Origin of the sequence: Actinoplanes sp. NPDC051861 (genome assembly GCF_040681145.1) — a bacterium.
Taxonomy (GTDB): Bacteria; Actinomycetota; Actinomycetes; order Mycobacteriales; family Micromonosporaceae; genus Actinoplanes.
The window spans coordinates 665,930-688,578 of the sequence record NZ_JBFAYE010000002.1 but is presented as its reverse complement, the minus strand read 5'-3'; the positions used below and the strand labels follow the sequence as shown (position 1 = coordinate 688,578).

Annotated in this window: 17 protein-coding genes; 8 read left to right on the top strand and 9 right to left on the bottom strand. The window is 69.5% G+C overall.

What is annotated here, in order from left to right:
- Positions 1–89: 89 nt before the first annotated feature.
- The 3 genes from AB0M02_RS09890 to AB0M02_RS09880 form a co-directional block, all read right to left on the bottom strand.
- Positions 90–1,076, bottom strand: a complete 987-nt coding sequence (locus tag AB0M02_RS09890) for a ketoacyl-ACP synthase III (RefSeq protein ID WP_364224098.1) — start codon at positions 1,074–1,076, stop codon at positions 90–92.
- A gap of 127 nt (positions 1,077–1,203) precedes the next feature.
- Complete coding sequence (locus AB0M02_RS09885; RefSeq protein ID WP_364224096.1) at positions 1,204–2,151, bottom strand: MHYT domain-containing protein; 948 nt, start codon at positions 2,149–2,151, stop codon at positions 1,204–1,206.
- 268 nt (positions 2,152–2,419) lie between these two features.
- Positions 2,420–3,289 (bottom strand): response regulator, encoded by an 870-nt coding sequence (locus tag AB0M02_RS09880; protein ID WP_364224094.1) that lies wholly within the window; start codon positions 3,287–3,289, stop codon positions 2,420–2,422.
- A gap of 130 nt (positions 3,290–3,419) precedes the next feature.
- On the opposite strand from AB0M02_RS09880, the gene AB0M02_RS09875 reads away from it, so the two are divergent.
- Together AB0M02_RS09875 and AB0M02_RS09870 are read left to right on the top strand one after the other, a co-directional pair.
- Positions 3,420–4,649 (top strand): D-arabinono-1,4-lactone oxidase, encoded by a 1,230-nt coding sequence (locus AB0M02_RS09875; RefSeq protein WP_364224092.1) that lies wholly within the window; start codon positions 3,420–3,422, stop codon positions 4,647–4,649.
- Between the two features lie 12 nt (positions 4,650–4,661).
- Positions 4,662–5,771: a low temperature requirement protein A gene (locus AB0M02_RS09870; protein ID WP_364224090.1), complete on the top strand. Its 1,110-nt coding sequence runs from the start codon at positions 4,662–4,664 to the stop codon at positions 5,769–5,771.
- A gap of 1 nt (position 5,772) precedes the next feature.
- Here AB0M02_RS09870 and AB0M02_RS09865 read toward each other — a convergent pair whose 3' ends face one another.
- Entirely contained in the window at positions 5,773–6,195 is a 423-nt protein-coding gene (locus AB0M02_RS09865) for a rhodanese-like domain-containing protein (RefSeq protein ID WP_364224088.1), read from the bottom strand.
- Between the two features lie 70 nt (positions 6,196–6,265).
- On the opposite strand from AB0M02_RS09865, the gene ftrA reads away from it, so the two are divergent.
- Positions 6,266–7,237: a transcriptional regulator FtrA gene (ftrA, locus tag AB0M02_RS09860; RefSeq protein ID WP_364224086.1), complete on the top strand. Its 972-nt coding sequence runs from the start codon at positions 6,266–6,268 to the stop codon at positions 7,235–7,237.
- Here the strand turns inward: ftrA and AB0M02_RS09855 are convergent.
- Positions 7,179–9,197, bottom strand: a complete 2,019-nt coding sequence (locus AB0M02_RS09855; protein ID WP_364224084.1) for a beta-galactosidase — start codon at positions 9,195–9,197, stop codon at positions 7,179–7,181. The two genes, ftrA and AB0M02_RS09855, sit on opposite strands and share 59 nt — an antisense overlap.
- A gap of 46 nt (positions 9,198–9,243) precedes the next feature.
- Between AB0M02_RS09855 and AB0M02_RS09850 the strand changes: the two genes are divergently transcribed.
- Positions 9,244–11,316 carry a glycoside hydrolase N-terminal domain-containing protein gene (locus tag AB0M02_RS09850; RefSeq protein ID WP_364224082.1) on the top strand — a complete coding sequence of 691 codons (2,073 nt, stop codon included), beginning with the start codon at positions 9,244–9,246 and terminating at the stop codon, positions 11,314–11,316.
- On the opposite strand, the gene AB0M02_RS09845 is transcribed toward AB0M02_RS09850, so the two are convergent.
- The 3 genes from AB0M02_RS09845 to AB0M02_RS09835 are packed head-to-tail and all read right to left on the bottom strand — an operon-like array spanning position 11,306 to position 14,903.
- Positions 11,306–12,223 (bottom strand): carbohydrate ABC transporter permease, encoded by a 918-nt coding sequence (locus AB0M02_RS09845; RefSeq protein WP_364224080.1) that lies wholly within the window; start codon positions 12,221–12,223, stop codon positions 11,306–11,308. The genes AB0M02_RS09850 and AB0M02_RS09845 overlap by 11 nt on opposite strands.
- Complete coding sequence (locus AB0M02_RS09840) at positions 12,220–13,230, bottom strand: ABC transporter permease subunit (RefSeq protein ID WP_364224078.1); 1,011 nt, start codon at positions 13,228–13,230, stop codon at positions 12,220–12,222. Before AB0M02_RS09840 ends, AB0M02_RS09845 begins: the two co-directional genes overlap by 4 nt.
- Positions 13,230–14,903 (bottom strand): extracellular solute-binding protein, encoded by a 1,674-nt coding sequence (locus AB0M02_RS09835; RefSeq protein ID WP_364224076.1) that lies wholly within the window; start codon positions 14,901–14,903, stop codon positions 13,230–13,232. The genes AB0M02_RS09840 and AB0M02_RS09835 overlap by 1 nt, the downstream gene beginning before the upstream one ends.
- 180 nt (positions 14,904–15,083) lie before the next feature.
- Here AB0M02_RS09835 and AB0M02_RS09830 point away from each other — a divergent pair, with 180 nt between their 5' ends.
- From AB0M02_RS09830 to AB0M02_RS09820, 3 genes are all read left to right on the top strand, one after another.
- Entirely contained in the window at positions 15,084–16,193 is a 1,110-nt protein-coding gene (locus AB0M02_RS09830; RefSeq protein WP_364224074.1) for an ROK family protein, read from the top strand.
- 168 nt (positions 16,194–16,361) lie between these two features.
- On the top strand, positions 16,362–19,136 hold the full coding sequence (locus AB0M02_RS09825; RefSeq protein WP_364224072.1) for a glycoside hydrolase family 3 C-terminal domain-containing protein: 2,775 nt from the start codon (positions 16,362–16,364) through the stop codon (positions 19,134–19,136).
- 42 nt (positions 19,137–19,178) lie between these two features.
- On the top strand, positions 19,179–19,814 hold the full coding sequence (locus AB0M02_RS09820) for a LysE family translocator (RefSeq protein ID WP_364224070.1): 636 nt from the start codon (positions 19,179–19,181) through the stop codon (positions 19,812–19,814).
- 48 nt (positions 19,815–19,862) lie between these two features.
- On the opposite strand, the gene AB0M02_RS09815 is transcribed toward AB0M02_RS09820, so the two are convergent.
- Entirely contained in the window at positions 19,863–21,548 is a 1,686-nt protein-coding gene (locus AB0M02_RS09815; RefSeq protein ID WP_364224068.1) for a cellulase family glycosylhydrolase, read from the bottom strand.
- Between the two features lie 545 nt (positions 21,549–22,093).
- On the opposite strand from AB0M02_RS09815, the gene AB0M02_RS09810 reads away from it, so the two are divergent.
- Positions 22,094–22,648 carry a hypothetical protein gene (locus tag AB0M02_RS09810; protein WP_364224066.1) on the top strand — a complete coding sequence of 185 codons (555 nt, stop codon included), beginning with the start codon at positions 22,094–22,096 and terminating at the stop codon, positions 22,646–22,648.
- The last annotated feature ends 1 nt before the right edge of the window (position 22,649 follow it).

The window sequence follows — 22,649 nt, the reverse complement described above, 5'->3', positions numbered from 1 at the left end:
CGAGCCGTCAGCGGCCCCAGCGGTCGCCGTCAGCGGGCGCCGTCAGCGGCCCCAGCAGCCGTCGCCGTCAGCGGCCCCAGCGGTCGCCGTCAGCGGCCCCAGCGCAGCAGGCAAGCGCCCATCGACATGCCACCACCGAAGCCGGCGAGCATCACGAGGTCGCCGTCGCGCAGGGAGCCGTTGCGGGCCGCGTCGTCCAGCGTGACGGGCAACGACGCGCTGCCGACGTTGCCGTACCAGGGCAGCGTGAGGTGGGTGTGCGCGCTCTGGAAGCCCGCCGCGTCCACCAGCTCCTGCAGCATGACGCCGTTGGCCTGGTGCGGGACGAAGTGGTCGACGTCCTCGGCCTTGTAGTTGTTGCGCCGCAGCATCGCGTCCAGCGCCGGCGGGACCGCGGTGGCCACGAAGTCACGGACGCCGCGGCCGTTCATCCGGAAGTAGTGGTCGCCGGCGGCGACCGTCTCGGCGGAGGCCGGCAGCCGGCTCCCGCCGCCCTTGACGTGGATGAGCTCGTTGGCGTCGCCCCGGGACGCGAGGTCCAGGTCGACGATTCCGTAGCCCTCGGGCACCGCGCCGACCACGGCCGCGCCGGCGCCGTCACCGAAGAGCACCGCGGTGCGCCGGTCGCCGAAGTCGAGGATGCGGGAGTAGATGTCCGACGCGATCACCAGGACCAGAGCGCCCGGGTTCGCGGCGACCAGGCCGTTCGCCACGCCGAGTGCGAAGACGAAGCCGGCGCAGACCGCGTTGACGTCGAAACACGCGGCACGGTCGGCGCCGATCAGGTTCTGTACGAGGTTCGACGTGGGCGGCTGCGGCGAGTCGCCGGTCGAGGTCGAGACGATCAGATAGTCGATCTCCGCCGCCGCGACGCCGGCCCGGTCGAGAGCTTCCCGGGCGGCGTTCGCGGCGAGGTCGGAGGCCGCCTCGTGCGGTGCGGCGAACCGGCGGGCCTCGATCAGGGTCTTGCGGGTCACCCACTCCGGGTCGGCGTCGGGCACCAGCTCCCGGAGGTCCACGTTGGTCACGACCTTTGCCGGTAGGTACGACCCGGTGCCCAGAATGCCGACGGCCATGTGAATCTCCCCGATTCGCTCGCGCAATCAAGCCGTCGAAACCCTAAACCCCAGGTCAGACGCCATGCGGGTCGATCATCTGCCGGTTCGGACGATAAAGGTAGGACGTCCGTTTGGCGTAACTGGCCTAGTTTTGCCGGCCTCGGTCGCGATAGGTCCACGAGCTGTCCCCGAGGGTGGAGCGGCCCGGCGCCTGGCCCTGCTGCTGACCCGGCCGGCCCTGCTGCTGACCCTGCTGCTGACCCTGCTGCGGGCGCTGGCCCCAGAGCTGACCCGGCTGCGGGCCGGAGGGCTGCTCGGAGCGGGACTCGAGGCGCTGAGCGAGATAGGCGGCGGCCACCCGGTCCTCCTCGGTGGGAGCGGCGGCCAGGGCGTACACCATGCCGAGGACGGCGAACAGGACGGCACCGCCGACGGGGACGAGCAGGCCGCTGGCGGTCGCGCCGGCGACCGAGCCGAACGTGTCCTCGGGGAGCACCGACATCGCCATCATCCCGGTGAAGTGCATGCCGTTGACCGCGACGCCCATGACCAGCGCGGACGCGAAGATGACGATCGGCTTCTTGACGACCAGGGTGAGCCAGAGCGCGACGGTCGCGGCGACGACGGCGATCGCGATGGAGAGGATCACCTCGCGGCCGGCGTAGTGGATGTGGCCCTGCAACTCCATCGCGGCCATGCCGGTGTAGTGCATCGCGGCCACGCCGAGGCCGGCCAGGACACCGCCGATCAGGATGCGGACGCGGGTGGCGGACTCGCCGAGCAGCGCGATCGCCAGGCCGACGCCGACGGCCACGAACGCGATCACCGCGCTGGCGATGGTCAGGCCGATGTCGTACCGGATGGGGGTGCCGACGACGCTGAAGCCCATCATCGCGACGAAGTGCATGCTCCAGATGCCGGTGGCGCCGATGGCGACCGCGGCGAGCGCCAGCCACCAGGCGCGCTCACCGCCGGACTTGGCCGACCGGAGCCGGACCGCACTGGTGAGGCCGAGGAGGGAACCGAGCACGGACAGGACGTAGCTGACCGCGGGGGTAACCCATCCGTACTCGAAGTGATGGATCTCCGCCATTTCGCGCTTTTCCTCTCGCTCACGATTCCGCCGCGCTGCATCCTGCCCGCCCATCGCCGTGGGCGTGACTGATTGTGACGCAGGTTTCGTTACGAGAGAACGTGCAGCTGATCTCGATTTGGATCTGCGGGCGATTTTATGTGCCCGGAGACCTCCGTTTACCCACATAAAGGGCCGGATGCGTCGCACAGTGATCAGACAGTGACAAATCGACCGGACACGATAACAGTGTGAACTAATATAACAATGGGTTACAGCGGGCGATTTCCTACCCCGCGCGCGAGAGCAGTCCCAGTGCCTGCGCACGCTGCGAATGCAGGGTCTGCACGGTGTCCTCGGTGCAGGTCCCCGGCTTGTCATCCATCACACAGAGAGCGCCGACGACGTGACCCTCCGGTGAGTTGAGCGGGACGCTCGCGTACGACCGGACGCCGCTGACCGAGAAGAGGGGCGTGTCCGCGTACTCCTCGTCGGCCCGGCTGTCGCTGATCAGCACCGGTACGTCCTCGGCGACCACGATGGTGTCCGGCGACCACTCGACCGGCACACCGCCGGCCTCGGTCACCCAGCGCGGGAGCCCGTACGAGCCGGCCACCACCACGCTGTCGTTGAGCACCAGGGTGATCGCGGCCATCGGCACCCCGGTGACCCGGGTCAGCTCCTCCGCGAACGCGTCCAGGTTCGCACCGTGCGCCGGGCGGGCCAGGAAGTCGGAGACCGCCAGCAGCCGCTCGACGTCGACCAGCTGGGTGGACGCGTCGTGCGCCGCGGGTACCTCGCCGGCCCGGCGGGCGGCCAGCAGCTCGGTGGCCGCGTCGACCAGGTGCTTCGGGCGTACCGGCTTGGAGATGGTGACGTCGACCAGGCCGCGCGCGGCGGCCGGCGCCGCCGCCGACAGCATGATCACCGGAATGTCCGCGGTGGCACCCTCGGCGCGCAGCCGGCCCGCCACGTCCAGACCGCTCATGCCGGGCATGTGGTGGTCGAGAATGATCAGATCGGGCGGGGTCCGCGTGATGGTTTCGAGCGCGGCGGCACCGGTCGGTGCGGTGTGCACCGTATGGCCCTCTTTGCTCAGCACGGTGGCGAGCAACTCGGCGATGTCGGTGTCATCTTCCGCGACCACGATCGACGCCATCCCGAGCCCTCCTATGGTCGGCCGGTCGCCCCGACCATAACCCTGCAGACCCGGCCAAACCCTATGAACGTCGAAGTTCCCGTACCCGCCGTAGGGTGAACAGTGACTGCTCCGGCGACCTGGGAGAACGATGCGGGAACGACTGACGAACTGGGCCGGCAACATCGTCTTCGGCGCCGAGCGGGTGCATCGCCCGCACTCGATCGACGAGGTACGCGAGACCGTCGCCGCGTCCGGCCGGCTCCGGGTGCTCGGCAGCGGGCACTCGTTCAACCGGCTCGCCGACACCGACGGCGACCTGCTGTCCCTCGCCGACCTGCCGCGCACCGTGGAGGTGGCGGCCGACCGCGCCTCGGTACGCGTGGACGGCGGCATCCGGTACGGCGAACTCGCCACCCGTCTGGCCGAGGAGGGCCTGGCCGTGCACAACATGGCCTCGCTGCCGCACATCTCGGTGGCCGGCGCGGTGGCGACCGCCACGCACGGCTCCGGCGTGCGTCACGGCAACCTGGCCACCGCGGTCTCCGGTCTGGAGATCGTCCGCGCCGACGGCGAGCTGGTCACGCTGACCGGTGACGCCGGCGCGGTCGTCGGCCTCGGCGCCCTGGGCGTGGTGACCGCGCTGACCCTGGACGTCGTGCCCGCCTTCGAGCTGCGCCAGTACGTCTACGACGACCTGCCCGCCGCGGCTCTCGGCGACGCCCTCGACGAGATCCTCGCGGACGGCTACAGCGTCAGCCTCTTCACCCGCTGGACCGGCCCCGGCATCGACCAGGTCTGGGTCAAGCGGCACGACCCGATGCCGGCCGGCGACTGGCACGGCGCCCGTCCCGCCGACGGCCCACGCCATCCGGTACCCGGCATGCCCACGGCCAGCTGCACCGAGCAGGGCGGCGTGCCCGGTCCGTGGCACACCCGGCTGCCGCACTTCCGGGTGGAGTTCACCCCGAGCAGCGGCGAGGAACTGCAGTCCGAGTGGCACGTGCCTCGCGAGCTCGCCCGGGCCGCGATCGAGGCGGTGGGCACGCTGGGCGAGCGGGTCGCGTCCGTCCTTCAGGTCTGCGAGATCCGTACGATCGCCGCCGACGACCTCTGGCTGAGCCCCAACTACGAACGGGACAGTCTCGCGCTGCACTTCACCTGGATCGCCGACACCGAGGCGGTGCTGCCGGTCGTCGCCGACATCGAGCGGGTCCTGGCCCCGTTGGCCGCCCGCCCGCACTGGGGCAAGATATTCACGACCGCCCCGGCGGTGCTGCGTGACCTCTACCCCCGGTTCGACGACTTCGCCGCACTGATGCGCCGCATGGACCCGGCCGGGACGTTCCGCAACGAGTGGCTGGACAACCTATTCGGCTAGGAGACGACGAGAGTGGAGAAGCGGGTCACCTGGGCAGAGCTCTTCTTCGACGTCGTCTTCGTCTTCGCCGTGACGCAGGTGTCGCACCTGCTGCACGACGACCACTCCTGGGCCGGCGTGGGCCAGGCGCTGATCGTCTTCGTGCCGGTCTACTGGACGTGGGTCGGCACGTCGGTGCACGCCAACACCCACGACGTTGACAACCCGCTGGACCGGATCGGCGTGTTCGGGATCGGGCTGGCGAGTCTCTTCATGGCGCTCGCGCTGCCGTACGCGTACGACGACCGTGGAGCTCTGCTGGGCGCCGCCTACTGGGGCGCCCGCCTGATCCTGGCCGCGCTCGTGTTCCGCGGGTGGCGCAACATCCCGATCAACACGTTCAGCGTCAGCGCCGTCCTCACCGGACCGCTGATGCTGGCGGGCGGCCTGGTGGACGGCCCGGCGAGGATCGTGCTCTGGACGCTGGCGGCCGCCATCGACCTGCTCACGCCGCGACTGGTCCGCCGGCGCCTCGCGATGATCAAGTTCGAGCCGCACCACCTTCCCGAGCGGTTCGGCCTGTTCCAGATCATCGCGCTCGGCGAGGCCGTCGTGGCGGTCGGCGGCGTGGCGGCCGGTGAGTCACTGACCAGCGCCCGGCTGCTGGCCGTCGCCGCGTCGTTCGCGCTCGCCTGCGGCCTCTGGTGGGTCTACTTCTCGTACGCGGCGGACGGCATCCGGCACGCCCTGGAGACCGCCGAGGTGCAGACCGACGTGATCCGCACCGTCCTCGCGTACGGTCATCTGTTCTTCATCGGCGGTGTCATCGCCGTCGCCGTCGGGCTCGCCGAGGTGGTCAGTCACCCCGGCGAGCACCTGCACACCGACTCGGCCGCGCTGCTCTTCGGCGGCACCGCGCTCTACCTGGGAACATTCGGCTACACCCGGTGGCGAATGTTCCGGGTCCCGGGCTGGGGCCGCGTCATCGCCGCGGTGGTCGCGCTCGCCCTGATGCCGCTCGGCGTGCTGCTGCCCGCGGTCGTCGCGCTGCTCGTGCTCGTGCTGGTGCCGGTGGTGCTCAACGTGGCCGAGGCCGTCGCGGTCAACCGCCGGGCAGCACCGGCCGCGGCACAGGCGGACTGACTCAGCAGCCGCAGGCCGCGCCGATCGGTGCGGTCAGTTCGTCGGCCGGGCGCGCCCTGACGCCGTGCTCGTCGCGGACCGGGAAGCCCTCGCGCACCCAGTACTCGTACCCGCCGATCATCTCCTTGACCGGGTAGCCGAGCCTGGCGAACTCCAGGGCCGCCCGGGTCGCGCCGTTGCACCCCGGCCCCCAGCAGTAGGTCACCACGCTCGCGCCGGGTGGAACCACCTCGGCGGCCCGCGCGGCGATCTCGCGGGTGGGCAGGTGCACGGCCTGCGGGAGGTGACCCTGCCGCCACGACTCGGCGCTGCGGGAGTCGATCACGACGACGCCGGCGACGCCGGCTTCCAGGTCGGCGTGCACGTCGCTGACATCGGTCTCGAAGGCGAGACGGGCCTCGAAGAAGGCGATCGCTGAAGTCATGCCCCGATCCTGCTGGCCCTCCGCGGGCTGTCCCAGTGGCGCTGACGACGATGACCGCTAAGATTTCGCCATGTTGCAGGTGAGCCGTCGCGGCCCCACCGTCGCGGTGCTGGCGTTCGACGGGATGTCGGTCTTCGAGACGGGCATCGTGACCGAGGTCTTCGGGCTGCCCCGCCCCGAGTTCCCCATGGCGTGGTACGAGTTGACCATCTGCGCCGAGACACCCGGCCCGATCCGGATCGTCGGCGGCGCAGACCTGCACACCCGACACGGACTCGACACTTTCGAGAGCGCCGACACTCTGATCGTCCCCGGCGTACCCGATGTGGAACTTGACCCCTCACCGGCGCTCGTCGCCGCACTCCGCCGGGCCCACCACCGGGGTGCGCGCATCATGTCGATCTGCTCCGGTGCGTTCGCGCTGGCCGGCGCGGGACTGCTGGACGGACGCCGAGCCACGACCCACTGGCGGTACGCGGAAGCTCTCCGTCGCCGCTATCCGGCAGTGCTCGTTGACGCGGACGTCCTCTACATCGAGGACGGGAGTGTGCTGACCAGCGCGGGGAGCGCCGCGGGGCTCGACCTCTGCCTGCACGTGATCCGCCTCGACCACGGGCCGTCGATCGCCAACGCGGTGGCCCGGCGCCTCGTCGTGCAGCCGCATCGCGACGGTGGGCAGGCGCAGTTCGTGGAGGCGCCGGTCGCGGACGACCCATCGGACGCGCGGGTGGCTCGGAGCATGGAGTGGGCGCTGGGGAACCTGACCTCCGACATCACGGTTGATGTGCTGGCTCGGCGGGCGCACATGTCTACGCGGACTTATTTGCGGCATTTCGGGCAGGCAACCGGGACCACGCCTATTCGGTGGCTGATCGATCGGCGGGTGCACGCGAGTTTGGCGCTGCTGGAGGCGACGCGGGTGCCTATCGAGGAGGTGGCGGTGGCGGTGGGTTTCGAGACCGCTGTTACGTATCGCCATCACTTCAGCCGGGCGATGCGGACTTCGCCGTCGGCTTATCGGAGGGCGTTCCAGGCGGGGTGATGGGTGCGGGGCAACCGAAGGCCGACGAAGTGGACGAGGAAGCGGACAACCCCGAAACCACCCGCACCCCACCCCCCGGAACAGCCGTCGACCCCACAGTCACCACCGACTCCCCGTGATTGAACAGGAACAGCAGGTCCCCCCGCCGCACCGCCTCCACCGAGTCCGGCAACCCGGCCACCACCGGCTCCACCCCCGCCTCCGCCGCCACCACACCCAGCAGCCGCTGCCACCCCTCATCGCTCAACCCGGTGGACACATACCAGGCCACCCCCGCACCGAACCGCCGCCGGGTAACCGCCGGAGACCCCGCCAGCACACCGTCCGCATACCGGGCGATCGTCGACGCCCCCGCCGTCTCCACCCGCTCCCGCCACCGGCTCGCATGCGACCCGTCGTCCAGGACGAACGACTCCCCCGGCGCGACCGGCTGCCACTCCACCACCCGAACACCGAGAACCTCACGGAACGCCCCCGGATAACCGCCAAGCCGAACCCGCCCGTCGGGAAGCGCGATCCCGCTCAGGTACCCCACGACCAGATGCCCGCCACCCGCCACGAACTCCCGGACCGCCGCGGCAACCGGGTCCGACACCAGATAGAGATGCGGCACCACGAGAACCCGATAGTCACCGAACGACGAGACGGACACCCCCGGGAAGACGAAGTCGGCCTGCAACGACGACCGGAACAGCGCCCGGTGTACCTGCCGCACCGCCCCGAGATAGTCCAGATCCGAAGCCGGCAACCCGCCCCCCTGCAGCGCCCACCACGACGCCGCATCCCAGGTGATCGCGATCTGAGAATCCGGCGGCGGCGCGGAAGCGAGCCGGGGCGCGAGGTTCTTCAACGTCCGCCCCAGCCCCACCGCCTCCCGGAACACCGGACTGTCCGGCCCCGCGTGCGGCACCAGCGCCGAGTGGAACATCTCCGCGCCGCCGCGCGGCTGCCGCCACTGGAAGTACATCGCCCCGGCCGAACCGCGTGCCACATAGCCGAGGCTGTGGCGGGTGAGCCGCCCAGGCTCCTTCGCGTGCATCCGGTCGCGCGTGTAGATCAGGTTCGGCGCCGTCTCCATGAGCAGCCACGACCCGCCTCCCCACCCGCGCGCCAGGTCCCCCGCGAAGGCCGTCTCCTCCTCCGCGCCGATCCCGGACGAGGACGGGTAGTGGTCGACGGCCACGATGTCCACCTCGGAGGCCCAGCGCGCGTGGTCGACGCTCACCCAACCACCCTGGACAAAATTGGTGGTAACCGGAATATCAGGATTGTGGCCGCGCAACAGATCCCGCTGCTCGATGTACGCGGCGAGCAACTCGTCGGACAGGAACCGCCGGAAGTCCAGCACCTGCGCCGGATTCGGCAGGTACTGGGTGGCGCGCGGCGGCATGATCTGCGCCCAGTCCGAGTACCGCTGGCTCCAGAACGCCGTGGTCCACGCCGAGTTCAGCGCGTCGAGGTCGCCGTGTTTCTTCTGTAGCCAGGTCCGGAAAGCCGCAGCGGTCAGATCGCAGCGACAGTCCGTGCCGTACTCGTTGTGCACGTGCCACATGGCCAGCGCCGGGTGGTGCGCGTATCGCGAGGCGATCTTCAAGGCGATGGTCATGGCGGCGGTGCGATAGGCAGGAGCGGACACGCAGTAGGTGTCGCGGCTGCCGTGGGTGAGCCGCACCCCGTCGGCGTTGACCGGCATCGCCGACGGGTACGCCAGGGTGAACCAGGGCGGCGGCGAGGCGGTCGGGGTGGCGAGCGCGACCTTGATGCCGCCTTCGTGCAGTTTGTCCAGCACCCGGTCCAGCCAGCCGAACTCGAAACGCCCCTCTGAAGGTTCCAGATGGGACCAGGCGAAGACGCCGACGGTCGCGATCGTGACGCCGGCCTGCCGCATCAGCGCGACGTCCTCGTCCCACACCCTCTCCGGCCACTGCTCGGGGTTGTAGTCGCCGCCGAAGAAGAGCATCGCACCGCCTTGACTTTAGTTTGATTCGCAAACAAAGTATGAGCTCGTGCAAAGCCATGTCAATGACTGGGAGCACGCGCTCATCACCGGCAACGGCCGGCAGGGCGCGCTGTGCTGGGGCGCTCCTTCCGCGCTGCGTTTCACCCTGGCTCACGAGGATCTCTTCCAGCCGGTCACCGAGCCGCTTCCGGCTCCGGACACGGCCGCGGCACTGCCGCGGATCCGCGATCTGATCGCCACGTCACGCTTTTCCGAGGCGGCGCGGGCGGTCTGCGACGTCGCTTCTCAAGAGCATGAGGGGTACGCGAAAACGCGCTGGATCGACCCCCTGATCGGAGCGGCGACCCTGGTGGTGACCCCGTCCCGAACCGGCGGAGACCACGAGCGCGGCACCGATTTCGACACCGGTGTCGTGAGCCAGAAATGGGGTGCCGTGACCTGTGACGCCTTCTTCTCCCGCCCCGCCGACGCGCTGATCATCGCGATCTCGGACAGCGCCGCCACCGTCGACATCGGACCCATCGAAGGCACTCCGGAACGGCCGATCGACTTCGAGACACACCGCGAAGAGAACGGGCTCGTGCTCACCGGCCGCTTCGACGCCGACTGGGAGGGAGCACTCGACGGATACACCGTTGCGGTGCGCTTTCGGCGTACCCCCGAAGGTGTTCTGATCGTGGCTCGCACCGCACCCGGCTTGCGCTCCCCCGCGGAGGCCCTGGCCTCTTTGCCGTCCGGCAACTACGCCGCACTCCTCGAACCGCACGCCGCCGCGCACCGCGACCTTTTCCGCCGCGTCTCGCTCGATCTGGGCGGGCTGCGGGAGCAGACGCTCTTCGGCGCCGGCCGGTACGCGATCATCAGCAGCAGCGGAAACCGCCCGCCGACCCTTCAGGGGGTATGGAGCGGGACGTATTCGCCGCCGTGGCGCAGCGGCTGGACGATCGACGGAAATCTGCAGGCGGCACTGCTCGCGGTGCATTCCACCGGTACTCCCGAACTGATGGTCCCGCTGTTCGACCTACTGTCCGCCCTGCTCAGCGACTTCCGGGAGAACGCCCGCCGCCTGTACGGAATGCCCGGCCTGCTGGCGCCCGCGCATCTGGGAACGCACGGCCGGCAGAACCATTTCGGCCCGATCTGGTGCCTCACGTTCTGGACGGCCGGCGCCGCCTGGCTGGCCCGCCTCTACGTGGACCACTGGCAGTACACGGGCGACCGCGCTTTCCTGACGTCACGCGCGCTGCCGTTTCTGCGGGAGGTGGCGGAGTTCCACCTCGCGTTCGCCGAGATCGTGGACGGGCGGGCCCGATTCAGCCCGTCCTACTCGCCGGAGAACGATCCGGGCGGGCTCGGCGCGCAGGCCTGCGCCGACGCGACGCTGGATGTGCAGGCGGTCCGTTTCGTGCTGGAGTCGCTGCTGCTGCTGGATTCGGACGATGCCCGCGCGCCCCGGTGGCGCGATCTGCTCGACGCTCTGCCGCCCTATCGGGTCACCGAGTCAGGTGAACTCGCGGAATGGCTCGACCCGCGGTTCGCCGACCACCACGCGCATCGGCACTGCAGCCATTTCTTCCCGTTCCTCTACGGGGGCGACCCGGTCGCGCCGCACGCGGCGGCGGTGAAGGCGATCCGTTCCCGGCTCACGTGGTGGCTCAGCGCGGAGTCGGACGAGATGGGTTACGGCCTCGCGCTCGTCGGCGTGGCGGCGGCGCATCTGGGCCTGGCCGAGGAGGCCCATTCCGCGCTGAGAAGGATCATGGATGCCTATTGGCGCCCGAATCTGGTGCCGACCCACAATCGCGACCACATGTTCAACGTCGATCTGGCCGGCGGCTTCCCGGCGCTGATGGTCGCGATGCTGCTGCGCAGCCGTGACCTCACCGCGGACGGGGTGGCCCGCTTCGACCTGCTGCCGGCGCTGCCCGCCGCCTGGCCCCGCGGCACGGTCCGCGGCCTGGTCGCGCGGGGCCCGGTCGTCGTCGACCTCACCTGGTCGCCGTCCGGTTTCGAGGCCACGCTGACGTCGCCGGTCGACCGCACCGCCGAGGTGGGCCACCCCGGGGGCCGCACCACCGTCGCCCTCGTGGCCGGGCGGCCCGCGAGGATCAGCCCTTGACGGCGCCGATGATCACGCCCTTGGTGAAGTGCCGCTGCACGAACGGATAGATGATCAGCGCCGGCACGATCGTCACCACGACGACGGCCATTTTGATCGCCAAACTGGGCGGGGTCGAGTTGCCGAGGCCGGGGATGTAGACGGCGGCCCCCGACGACGCCGGCGACTGCCCGGCCAGGATGAACTGCTGCAGCACCCGCTGGACCGGCTGCAGGTCGTTGCGGTCGATGTAGAGGACCGCGTTGAAGAAGGCGTTCCAGTACCCGACGGCGTAGAACAGGCCCACCACCGCGGTGACCGCTTTGGACAGCGGCAGCACGATCCGCGTCAGGATCCGGAACTCACCGGCGCCGTCGATGCGGGCGCTGTCGATCAGCTCGTTCGGGATGCTCATGAAGAACGCCCGCAGCACGACCAGATTGAAGGCGCTGATCGCGGTCGGCAGGATCAGGGCCAGCAGGTTGTCCTTGAGACCGAGCCCGGTGACCACCAGGTAGCTGGGGATCATGCCAGGGTAGATCAGGAACGTCAGCAGGAAGTAGAACAGGATCGGGCGATGGGCCAGGGTGCCGGGGCGCGACAGGCCGTACGCGGCCAGCACGGTGACCACCAGGCTCAGCGCGGTGCCGACGAACGCGACGAACGTGCTGACCAGGATCGCGTCGGTGATCTGCCCACCTCGGAAGATCACGACGTACGCGGCGGGATCGAACTCGCGCGGGAGGAAGACGTACCCGCCCGCCTCGTTGATCGTCTTCTCGGAGGAGAGGCTGGTGATCAGCACGACCCAGAGCGGCACGAGGACGGCCGCCACCACGAGGGTGAGTACCGTGCCCTTGCCCAGCTGCCCGGCCAGTGAGGGCTTCTCCTCCCACACCGGCCGGAGAGTGTTCCCACGTACGCTCATGATTTTGAATAGATCCCTTGCTCGCCGAACCGGTGCGCGATCTTGTTGGCGCCCACGATGAGCAGGAGCCCGACCACCGCCTTGAACAGGCCGGCGGCCGCACCGACGCCCCATTGCTGGACCGCGATGCCCTGGTAGTAGACGTACGTGTCGAGCACCTCGGCCGCTTCCCGCCCGACCGCCTCGCGCTGCAGGACGAACTGCTCGAAGCCGACGTTGAGCGCGTCGCCGAGACGCAGGATCAGCAGCAGGACGATGACCGGGCGCAGGCCGGGCAGCGTGATGTGCCACAGCCGCCGCCACCGGTTGGCCCCGTCCGCGGCCGCCGCCTCGTAGAGCGAGGTGTCGATGGCCGCCAGCGCCGCCAGGAAGACGATCATGCCCCAGCCGGCGTCCTTCCAGACCGCCTGCGAGGTGATCAGGAAGATGAACGTGTCCGGGTTGGTCATGATGTCCGGCGCGGTGAATCCCGCCTGGCGCGCGGTCTGCGCGATCAGCCCGGCGCCGCCGAGCATCATCTGGAACAGCGAGACCACCAGCACCCAGCTGAAGAAGTGCGGCAGGTAGACGACGCTCTGCACGACCGACCGGACCCGCGGCGACATGATGCTGTTGAGCAGGATGGCCAGCGCGATCGGGATCGGGAAGTAGAACAGCAGCTGGAACGCGGTGATCGAGAGCGTGTTCACCACCGAGTCCCAGAAGGCCGGGTTCTTGAACAGGTACTCGAAGTTGCCGAACCCGATCCACTCGCTGTACAGGAACGCCTCGAGCGGGTCGTCGCCGGCGAACGGGTTGTAGTCCTGGAAGGCGATGATGTTGCCGAGCGCCGGGATGTAGTGGAACACCAGCAGCAACAGCATGGCCGGGACGCACATCAGCAGCAGCGGCCAGTCCCGGCGCAGGCGCGCGCCGAACGACAGCTGCTTACCGGGGCCCAGCGGCGCGGTGGAGCGCGGGGCCGGCTTGGTGCCGGCCCCGGTCTCCTCGATCGGTGGCGCGCTCATCAGCGGCCGTTGTCAGCCAGGACCTTGGCGTAGAAGTCGCGGGCCGCGTCGCCGCCGCCGGCCCTCCACTCGTCGACCACCTTCGGCAGGTCGGAGAGCGGGCGACGACCACGCTGGATGTCCGTGATCTTGTCGTCGGTGGGCTGCTGGATGGCCGCCTGCTCGGAGGGGACCTCCACCTTGATGCCCTCCCACGGGTTCTTCTCGAGGTACTGCGCGGCGTCGTTGCCCCAGGTCACGAAGTCCTTGGCGTACGAGGGGATGTCCGGGCCGCCGACCACGACCGGGGGACGGCCGCCGAGGAAGATGAACTGGTTGGCGAACTCCTTGACGTACAGGTCGTTGGTGACCGGCGCGCCGCTGGCGTCCCGCTTGAAGTGGGTGCCCTCGACGCCGTAGTTCTGCAGTTCCCACTCCTTGGTGCCGAACGGCGCCGCGGTGTAGTTGAGGACCCGCAGGAGCTCCTGGACGCGCTCCTGACCGAGGTCCTTCTTGATGAACGTCCACATGATCGACGGGGTGCCCTGCCAGCGGACCGGCGGCTTGCCCTTGTCGGCGCCGAAGACCTTGACGGCCTGCATGTTGAAGGTGGGCGTGATCTGCACGGCCGGCCGCCAGACCTCCTTCCAGGCACCGCCGCCGTCGGCGAACATGAAGATCTTGCCGCCCTTGAAGAGCGTCTTCACGTCGCCGCCCTTGGTGCTGGCCAGGTCGGGGTGGATCAGCTTCTCCGCGTAGAGCCGGGTCATGAACTCGACGGCCCGCGCGTACTCCGGGGTCTCGTAGCGGTGGTAGACCTTGCCGTCGGCGGCCTTGGCCCAGCCGTTCTGCGACCCGGTGTTGCCGCAGATCTGCAGAACCTCCTGGAAGATGTCGCCGAACGCCCACTCGCCCTTGTCCGGGTTGGTCATCTTCTTGCCGAAGTCGTAGACCTCGTCCAGCGTGGTCGGTGCCGCGATGCCGCGCTGGTCGGTGACGTCCTTGCGGTAAAAGAGGACGGTCGGGTACGGCGAGTCGGTCGGGAACGGCACGCCCATCAGCTTGCCGCCCCACACCGAGTCGTTCCACGCCTTGGTGTCCAGGCCGGCGAGCAGCGGGTACGCGTTGACCTTGTCACCGGACAGGTGTGGTGTGAGGTCCTCGAACAGCACGTGCACGCCCTCGGAGAACCGGGCCAGCTTGTTGATCTCCCAGCCCGGGATGCAGGTCAGCTCCGGTACGTCACGGGCGCCCAGCATGGTGTTGAGCTTGTCGCCGTACGTCACACCGTCCTGGATGCTGAAGTTGATCACCGCACCCATGTCCGCGTTGACCGCCTCGACCAGCTTGTTGGAGGTCGGCGGCGCGGGGCCCCACCACGGCGTGGTCGCGGTGACCGGCTTGCCGCTGGTCACCGCCTTGTCGGTGACCCCGTCGACGAGCGTCGTCGGGTACTTCACGTAGCCGTCGGCCATCGGCCGCACACCCTTGACGTCCGGCTGGACCAGGGTCGAGTCCTTGAACGTCGGCACCACGCCGGCCGCCTGCTCGGCGGTGGTCGCCGAGCCGCTCGTACCCGGGTCCTTGCTGCAACCGGAGAGCAGCCCGCCGCCGGCCACCGAGGCCGCGCCGAGGCCGACCAGCCCCAGGAAGTTCCGTCTGTTCGTTGACGCGCCCTCGAGCGGGTTCCGCACGGCGCACCACCCTTCCGTTATGGGAATAGTTTGGCTAGCGTCTAAACTAAGTACATCGAGGACAAGCTAACCGACGTGGCGAACCCTGGACAAGAACCATTTGGGAGCGCACCCATCGGAGCTGATGCGGCAAGATGACGATGCGGACAGTGAGCGGCCGGGCCGAGAGCGGAGCTTGATGTGAAGACCCAACGGGCCGACTTCACCGACGTGCGGGCCACGAACCTCGCCGTGGTCCTGCGTCATCTGCGTGTCAACGGCCCGAGTTCCCGCGCCGCCATCGCCGCGTCGACCGGCCTCAACAAGGCGACCGTCTCCAGCCTCACCAGCGATCTCATCGACCAGCGGCTGCTGCGCGAGACCGGGCTCACCGGCAACCGGATCGGACGGCCGTCGACCGCGCTGGCACTCGACGGTTCGGCGTACGCGGCGATCGGCCTGCAGGTCACCGCCGACCGCCTGACCGCGCTCGCCGTGGACTACGCCGGCGAGCAGCTGCTGCTCTGGCACCGGGTCTTCGAGAAGGGCCGGGTCAGCGCGATCACCGCCCTCGCCCAGCGCGCCGCCTCCCGGGTGCGCCAGCAGGGCCGCCACGTCCTCGGCCTGACCGTCGCCGTCCCCGGGTTCGACCGGTTCGGCGCCGACCTGGGCGGCGTGCTCTCCGGATCGCTGCGCCAGCCCGACCTCAGCGTCGCCGTGGCGAACCACACCGGACTCGCCGCGGTCGCCGAGTTGCGCCACGGCGGATACCCCGACGGCACCAACCTCGCGTACGTCACCGCGGCCGCCGGCATCGAGGCCGGCCTCGTGGTGGACGGGCGGCTGCTGCCCGACGCCGGCCGGATCGGCCGCTTCTCCCTCGGCCCGGCGGGAGCGCCCACCCTGGAGGATCTGGCCGGCGTGGGCCAACTGGTCCGCCGCGTCCTGCAGGGCGCGGACCCGGAGTCGCTCGCCGATCTCTCGCCCGCCGTCGAGCAGGTGACCGCCCAGGCCAGGGCCGGTGACACCGGGACTCTCGCGGCGCTCGACGACACCGGTCGCTATCTCGGCCAGGGTCTCGCCCTGGTGGCGAACCTGGTCAATCCCGAGGTCATCGCACTGGGCGACCACTACGCGGCACTCGCCACGTGGCTCGTCCCGGCGGCCGAGGCGGAGATGGCCCGGCACACCGAGAGCAGCGCCCGCCTGGTCGCGTCCGCCCTCGGCCTGCACGCGGCGGCCCTCGGCGGCGCGGTCGCCCACCTTGATCGCATCGACACCGGCGAACTTCCCGCGCATCCCAGAGATTGATGGATTCATGGCTATCGTGCCTTGACCCAGACGTAACAGGGTGCGAGCCTCAGGGAACTCCGAGAAGAAACATCTGCGAAATCACTCGCGGAGGCTTTACTCGCTCGGTTGTCGAAGCGCTTCGACGTGGCCCTTCGACGACCGGGCTCGGCCCCGAAGGACCACGTTGTGAACGAATCCCCCTTTCGTGATCCACAGCAGAAGCTCGCAACGCGGGTCTCCGACCTCCTGGGCCGGCTCAGCCTCGCGGAGAAGATCGGCCTGCTCCACCAGCACCAGGCACCCGTGCAACGACTCGGCGTGGCCGGTTTCCGCACCGGAACCGAAGCTCTGCACGGGGTCGCCTGGCTCGGCACAGCAACCGCTTTCCCCCAGGCGGTAGGGCTGGCCAGCAGCTGGGACCCGGACCTGCTGCGCCGCGTCGGCACGGCGGTCGGCACCGAGGTGCGCGCGATGCACCACCGCGATCCGGACAACGTCGGGCTCAACGTGTGGGCGCCGGTGGTCAACCTGCTCCGCGACCCACGGTGGGGCCGCAACGAGGAGGGCTACGCCGAGGACCCGTGGCTGACCGGGGTGCTGAGCACCGCGTACGCGGGCGGGCTGCGTGGCGACCATCCGCTCTGGCTGCGGACCGCGCCGACGCTCAAGCACTTCCTGGCGTACAACAACGAGACCGACCGCTGCCTGACCTCCAGCAACATGCCGCCGAGGGTCCTGCACGAGTACGAGTTGCCCGCCTTCCGCCCGGCTCTCGCCGAGGGCGCCGCGGTCGCCGTGATGGCGTCCTACAACCTGATCAACGGCACCCCGGCGCACCTCAGCCCGCTGATCAACGAGACGCTGCGCACCTGGACCGAGGACGACGTGATGGTCGTCGGCGACGCCTGGGCGGTGCACAATCTCGCCGGTGACCAGCACTGGCACGACGATCATGTGGCCGGTTTCGCGGCCGCCGTCCGGGCCGGCGTCGACTGCCTCACCGAGGACCACGACGCCACGATCGAACGCCTCACCGAAGCGGTCGCGACCGGCCTGCTCACCGAGTCCGACGTGGACGCCGCGGTGCGGCACATCCTGTCGGTGCGGGTCCGGCTCGGCGAGTTCAACCCGCCGGAGAAGGACCCGTACCGCGACATCGGGCCGGAGGTGATCGACTGCGCGGAGCACCGGGTGCTGGCCCGTGAGGCGGCGCGCGCGTCGGTGGTGCTGCTGAGCAACGACGGCATCCTGCCCCTCGATCCGGTGCCGGGCACGATCGCGGTGATCGGCCCGCTCGCGGACGCGGTTCTGGACGACTGGTACAGCGGCGAGGCTCCGTATCGCACGACGCTTCGCGCGGCTCTGGCCGACCGCATCGGCGCCGGCTCGGTGCTGCATCACGAGGGCGTGGATCGCGTCGCCTTACGCTGCGCGTCCGGCTTGCTCTTCGCGGGTCCTTTTTTGACGGTACGGGCAAACGACACCGTTTCCGACGACGCCCTTTTCGACCTGCTGGACTGGGGGCAGGAGACGTTCTCGCTGCGTTCGGTCGCCACCGGCGGTTCGGTGGGAGCCGAGGGGCTGGGCCCGTCGGCGCACCGGCTGGTCACCGATCGTCCCGGTCCCAACGGGTGGGAGGTCCGCGAGACGTTCCGGTTCGAGACCGCGCCCGCCGGCGTCCTGCTGCGTCACGTGCAGAGCGGCCACTACCTGGCCGTGGACGCCGACGGGCTGGTGCGCACCTCGGCCGCCACCGCCGACGACGCGACCGTGTTCACTGTGGACGCCCTGATCGACGGGGTCGCCGCCGCCGCTGAGGTCGCCGCGGCCGCGGACGTGGTGATACTCGCTCTGGGCAACCACCCGCTGGTGGCCGGCCGCGAGACCGAGGACCGGCGCGACCTCGATCTGCCCGGCACCCAGGACGACCTGATGCGCGCCGTCGCCGCCGCCAACCCGCGCACGGTGCTCGCGCTGACCAGCAGTTACCCGTATGCCGTCGGCTGGGCGAAGGACCACCTCCCGGCCCTGCTCTGGTCCTCGCACGGCGGCCAGGAACACGGTGCCGCCCTCTCCGACATCCTCTTCGGCAGCGAGCCCACCGGCCGTCTCACCCAGACCTGGTACACCGACGCCACCCACCTGCCCGACCTGCTCGACTACGACATCATCACGGCCGACGCCACCTACCTCTACTACCGAGGCACCCCGCTCTTCCCGTTCGGCCACGGTCTCGGCTACACCCGCTTCGGCCACTCCGCCATGTCCGTGAGCGCACCCGTCGCGGACCTCGGCGACACCGTGACCGTCTCCGTCGACGTGGTCAACGAGGGCGAGCGGCCCGGTGTCGAGGTGGTTCAGCTCTACACCCGGCAGCAGCGGTCGCGCGTGAAACAGCCGGTGCGCCGGCTGCGTGGGTTCCAGCGCGTCCGTCTCGCACCCGGCGAACGTGCCACGGTTCGCTTCGAGATCGCCGTCGACGATCTGGCCTTCTGGGACGTCACCCGCTCCCGCTGGGTGGTCGAGGACGCGGTGCACACGATCGCGGTCGGCCGCTCCAGCACCGACTGGGCCGCCACCGCGACGCTGCGGGTCCGCGGCGAGCGGATCCCCGCCCGCTCCCCGGGCGCCGGCCTGCGCCTGATCGACAACGACGGTTACGCCGAGACCGTTCCCGCCCCGGACGACGCCCTGCGCAGCCTGGCACCGGGTGCCTGGGCCGTCTTCGACGACGTCGACTTCGGCACCGGCCTGACCTGGGTCCGGGCTCAGGCGTCCGGGCCCGGCACCCTGACCCTCAAGCTGGACGACCCCTTCACCGGCCCGGTCCTGGCCACCCTCCCCGCCCCACCCCACCCGGCGGACCTGGTTGCTCAGGTCGCTGTCTCCGGGGTCCGTTCGCTTTACGTCCTGTTCGAGGACCCCGGTCTCACCGCCACGACAATCTCCTTCACTCCCTGATTCCGTCGTGCCAGAGTTGGCGGCGGACAGAGGGAGGCGGGGATGACCTCGGTTGGGCAGGTCGTGGCGTTCGCGGGGGTGATCGCCCTGGCGGCGGCGTCACCGGGGCCGGACTTCGCGGTGGTGGTGCGACGGTCGGTGGTGGCGGGACGGCTGCACGGGATGGCCGCGGGCCTCGGTGTGGCCGTGGGGGTCTTCGTCTGGTCGGTGAGTGCCGCCATGGGTGTGGCGGCACTGCTGGCCGCGTCGGCGATCGCCTTCACCGTGGTCAAGATGGCGGGCGCGGCCTACCTGCTCTGGCTCGGCATCACCGCGCTGCTGGCCGCCCGCCGCGCGGGGACCGCACTCGACGATCCGGATCGGCCGCGGGAACAAGCGCGCGTCTGGACGTCCTTCCGCGACGGCCTGCTGTGCAACGTGCTCAACCCCAAGGCCGGCGTCTTCTTCGTGGCGGTGCTCCCCCAGTTCGTCCACACCGGCGGAGCAACGGCCGACGTCCTGCTGCTCTCCCTGACCGCGGTCGTCATCACGATCGCCTGGTTCAGCACGGTCGCCAACCTCGTGGCCGCCCTCCGCGGCTTCCTCTCCCGCCCAGCCGTCCGCCGCTCCCTCGACGCCCTCACCGGCACCGTGATGATCGCCCTGGGCCTGCGCCTCGCCGCCTCCACCACGCCCTGACCCGTGATCTTGGGCACCCCGCGGATGCCCAAGATCTCGGAGAGGGCGTCAGGGGGTGCCGGTCACCGTGGTGCCGGAGCGGGTCACGTGGTAGGTCAGGGTGTCGCCGCTCCAGAAGTAGAACTTCAGGGTGACGGGAGCGCCGTCGGTGACCTCGGCGAAGAAGTCGGGGGTCAGCTTGATGGCGCCGGCGGGATAGTCCGGGGTGAACGCGCGGTCGAACTCCTTGAACGGGGTCCAGCTGTGCGGGCCGGCGTTGGAGCCGTCGGCGTACGTGGCGGTCATGGTGGCGAGCCGGTCGCCGTTGAAGGTGGCGGGGATCGCGTAGGCGTCGGTGGTGCCGGTGGCGGCGGCCAGGACCGGGGTGTCGAACGTGACGACGTCGAGGCGCCAGGGCACGCCGCGGGAGAAGCGGAGTGACAGCGCGGCCTTTACCCCGTACCCATGAAGGTTTGTCAGTCGCTTGAGCAACCCGGCAGTGAGGGTGAGCTGATCGCCGGAGACGGTGTAGTCGGGGCCCCGCCGCAGGGTGGTGTTGCCGAGGCGGACGTGGGTGAAACCGGTGCCGTTGAGGTTGAGCGTGATGGTCCGCGCGGTGACCGGTGCCGAGCGGCGCACGAAGAGCAGATCGCTGGCCGCGGTGCCGGAGCGGGTCCGCCAGCTGGAGCTGATCTGGCCGAAGAGCTCGGTGTCGCGCCAGAGCAGGGCGGTGCGGTCGAAGTGCTGGCCGTTGTCCCACAGCATCGTGGCCACGCCGCGGGCTCGCGCCTGCGCACCGAACAGCTCGAAGAACTTGAGCTTCTCGCCCTGCTCGATGGTGCCGGTGTGCCGGTCGAAGCCGAGCAGGCCGTACTCGCCGATGACCGTCGGGATGCCCTTGGCGACGAACGACGTGTGCACGCGGGTGAACATGTCGAGCAGGTCCTGTTGCGCGGTCGCGTCGAAGCGGTAGCCGCCGGCGACGTTGACGCTGAACGGCCAGTAGCCGTAGTAGTGCACGGTCGCGATCAGGTTCGGGTCGTTCAGCGCGGTGAACGTCGCGGTGAGGTTGTCGAGGTGAACCTGGTCGGCGGAGGTGTGCAGGGTCGGCAGAACGAGCGGCCGGGTGGTGTTGCCGCCGCCGGAGCCGCGCACGATCCGGTGGAAGGACGTGTTCAACTCGGCCAGCAGCGCCGCCGGGTCGCCGCCGTTGAACTGCGGCTCGTTGAGGCTCTCCAGGACCAGCCGCGGTGACGTGTTCCGGAACTCCGCCGCGACCTGCGTCCAGATGGCGTTGTAGCGGGCCAGCACGGTGTCGTGGTCGGCCGCCATGTTGTTGATCCACTGCCACGAGTCGTGGTGAATGTTCAGCATGACGTAAAAACCGTCGTCGAGCGCCCAGTCGACGACCTCCCTGACCCGGTTCAGATATGCCGGGTCGATGGCGTAGTCCGGCGCCGGGCCCTGGTGCTGTCCCCAGGTCACCGGGATGCGGATGCTCCGGAAGCCCTGGGCGCGGATGCCCTCGAGCAGCTCCGGGGTGACGCGCGGGTTGCCCCACGACGTCTCGTCGTCACCGGTCGAGTCGAACGTGTTGCCGAGGTTCCAGCCGGGCTGCATGGCGGCGACCACCTGCGCCGGGGTGCGCCCGGCTGGTGCGGCCTGTGCGGGGCCGGTGGTGATGCCGATTGCGGTGATCAGGGCGAGGACGAGGCCGGCGCCCCGTGCACCTCGCTTGCCGAGTTGACGCGACATGACGCTCCTAGCGAGGACATGCGGACTGATCTCGGCAGATTATGTTTGGAGGTCAAACTATGTCAATCGATGGACGGCACAGTGACGGGCCACCCGGGCAAGCAGGGGATGCAAACCTAGCCGAGGTGGCCCGTGTGTCTGACCGGGGTGACGCGTACCGTCGCGTCGTCGAAGGGTGTCGCCAGCGCCGCCATTCCGGCGAGGTGAACGCACGATGTTCATCGCACGAAGGCCTACACTCGGTGTATTCCACAGAAAGGCTGACTCACGGAGAACTGCACTTTCCAAAACCGATTCAGGCCGCCTCACCGCGAATTGCAGACGATGGCTTCGACAGGTACGCTCCCGGCTTCTGAGCTGCAACTTTGCAAGTTGCATCGCGTTTGGCCCCGATAGGTCCCTCCTAACTGGAATTGGCACATCCAATCGGCGTTCACGCATTGTCGTGAGGCTATTGCTCTTCGTACTCTGATGGTCAACTGTCATCGATCCAGATGAGTACGGGATGCGGGCCACTTTGCCGAGTGCCCGCGGGGAGGGCAGCCATGCTTGTCAAAGTCATCGACATCATCACTGACGACGAGATGCACAAGGCCGCCTGGGAACTCTACGAGCGAGCACTCGGAGAGATGCGTTCCCTCGCAGTACAGCGCCACCTGATGTACCAGTCGGAGTTCGGCGAGGTCATGCTGGACCAGCGAATCGAGAAGTACCTCTGTTACAGCGATGAGGGTGTCCTCGTGGGGCTCGCCACCTTCAGCAACGACCTGTCCGCGATGCCGCTGATCTCACCGGAGTACTTCCAGCGCCGCTGGCCGGAGCTCTACCGTCAGCACCGCATCTGGTACGCCGGCTTCGTCGCGGTCGACCGCGATTCGCGCTCCTCACGGGCGCTGCTGGAACTCATGGAGGCGATGTACAACACCGCTTCGAGCCAGAACGGCATGATCGCCCTCGACTTCTGCCGCCACAACGACATGAAGCGCAACATGGGTCGCGCCACCGAGCGGATTCTCCGCCGCTTCGCCGGCGGTGTCATGCGAGCCGAACGCATGGACGAGGAGCAGTTCTGGTCCTACGAGTTCCCGGAAGCCGCCTGAT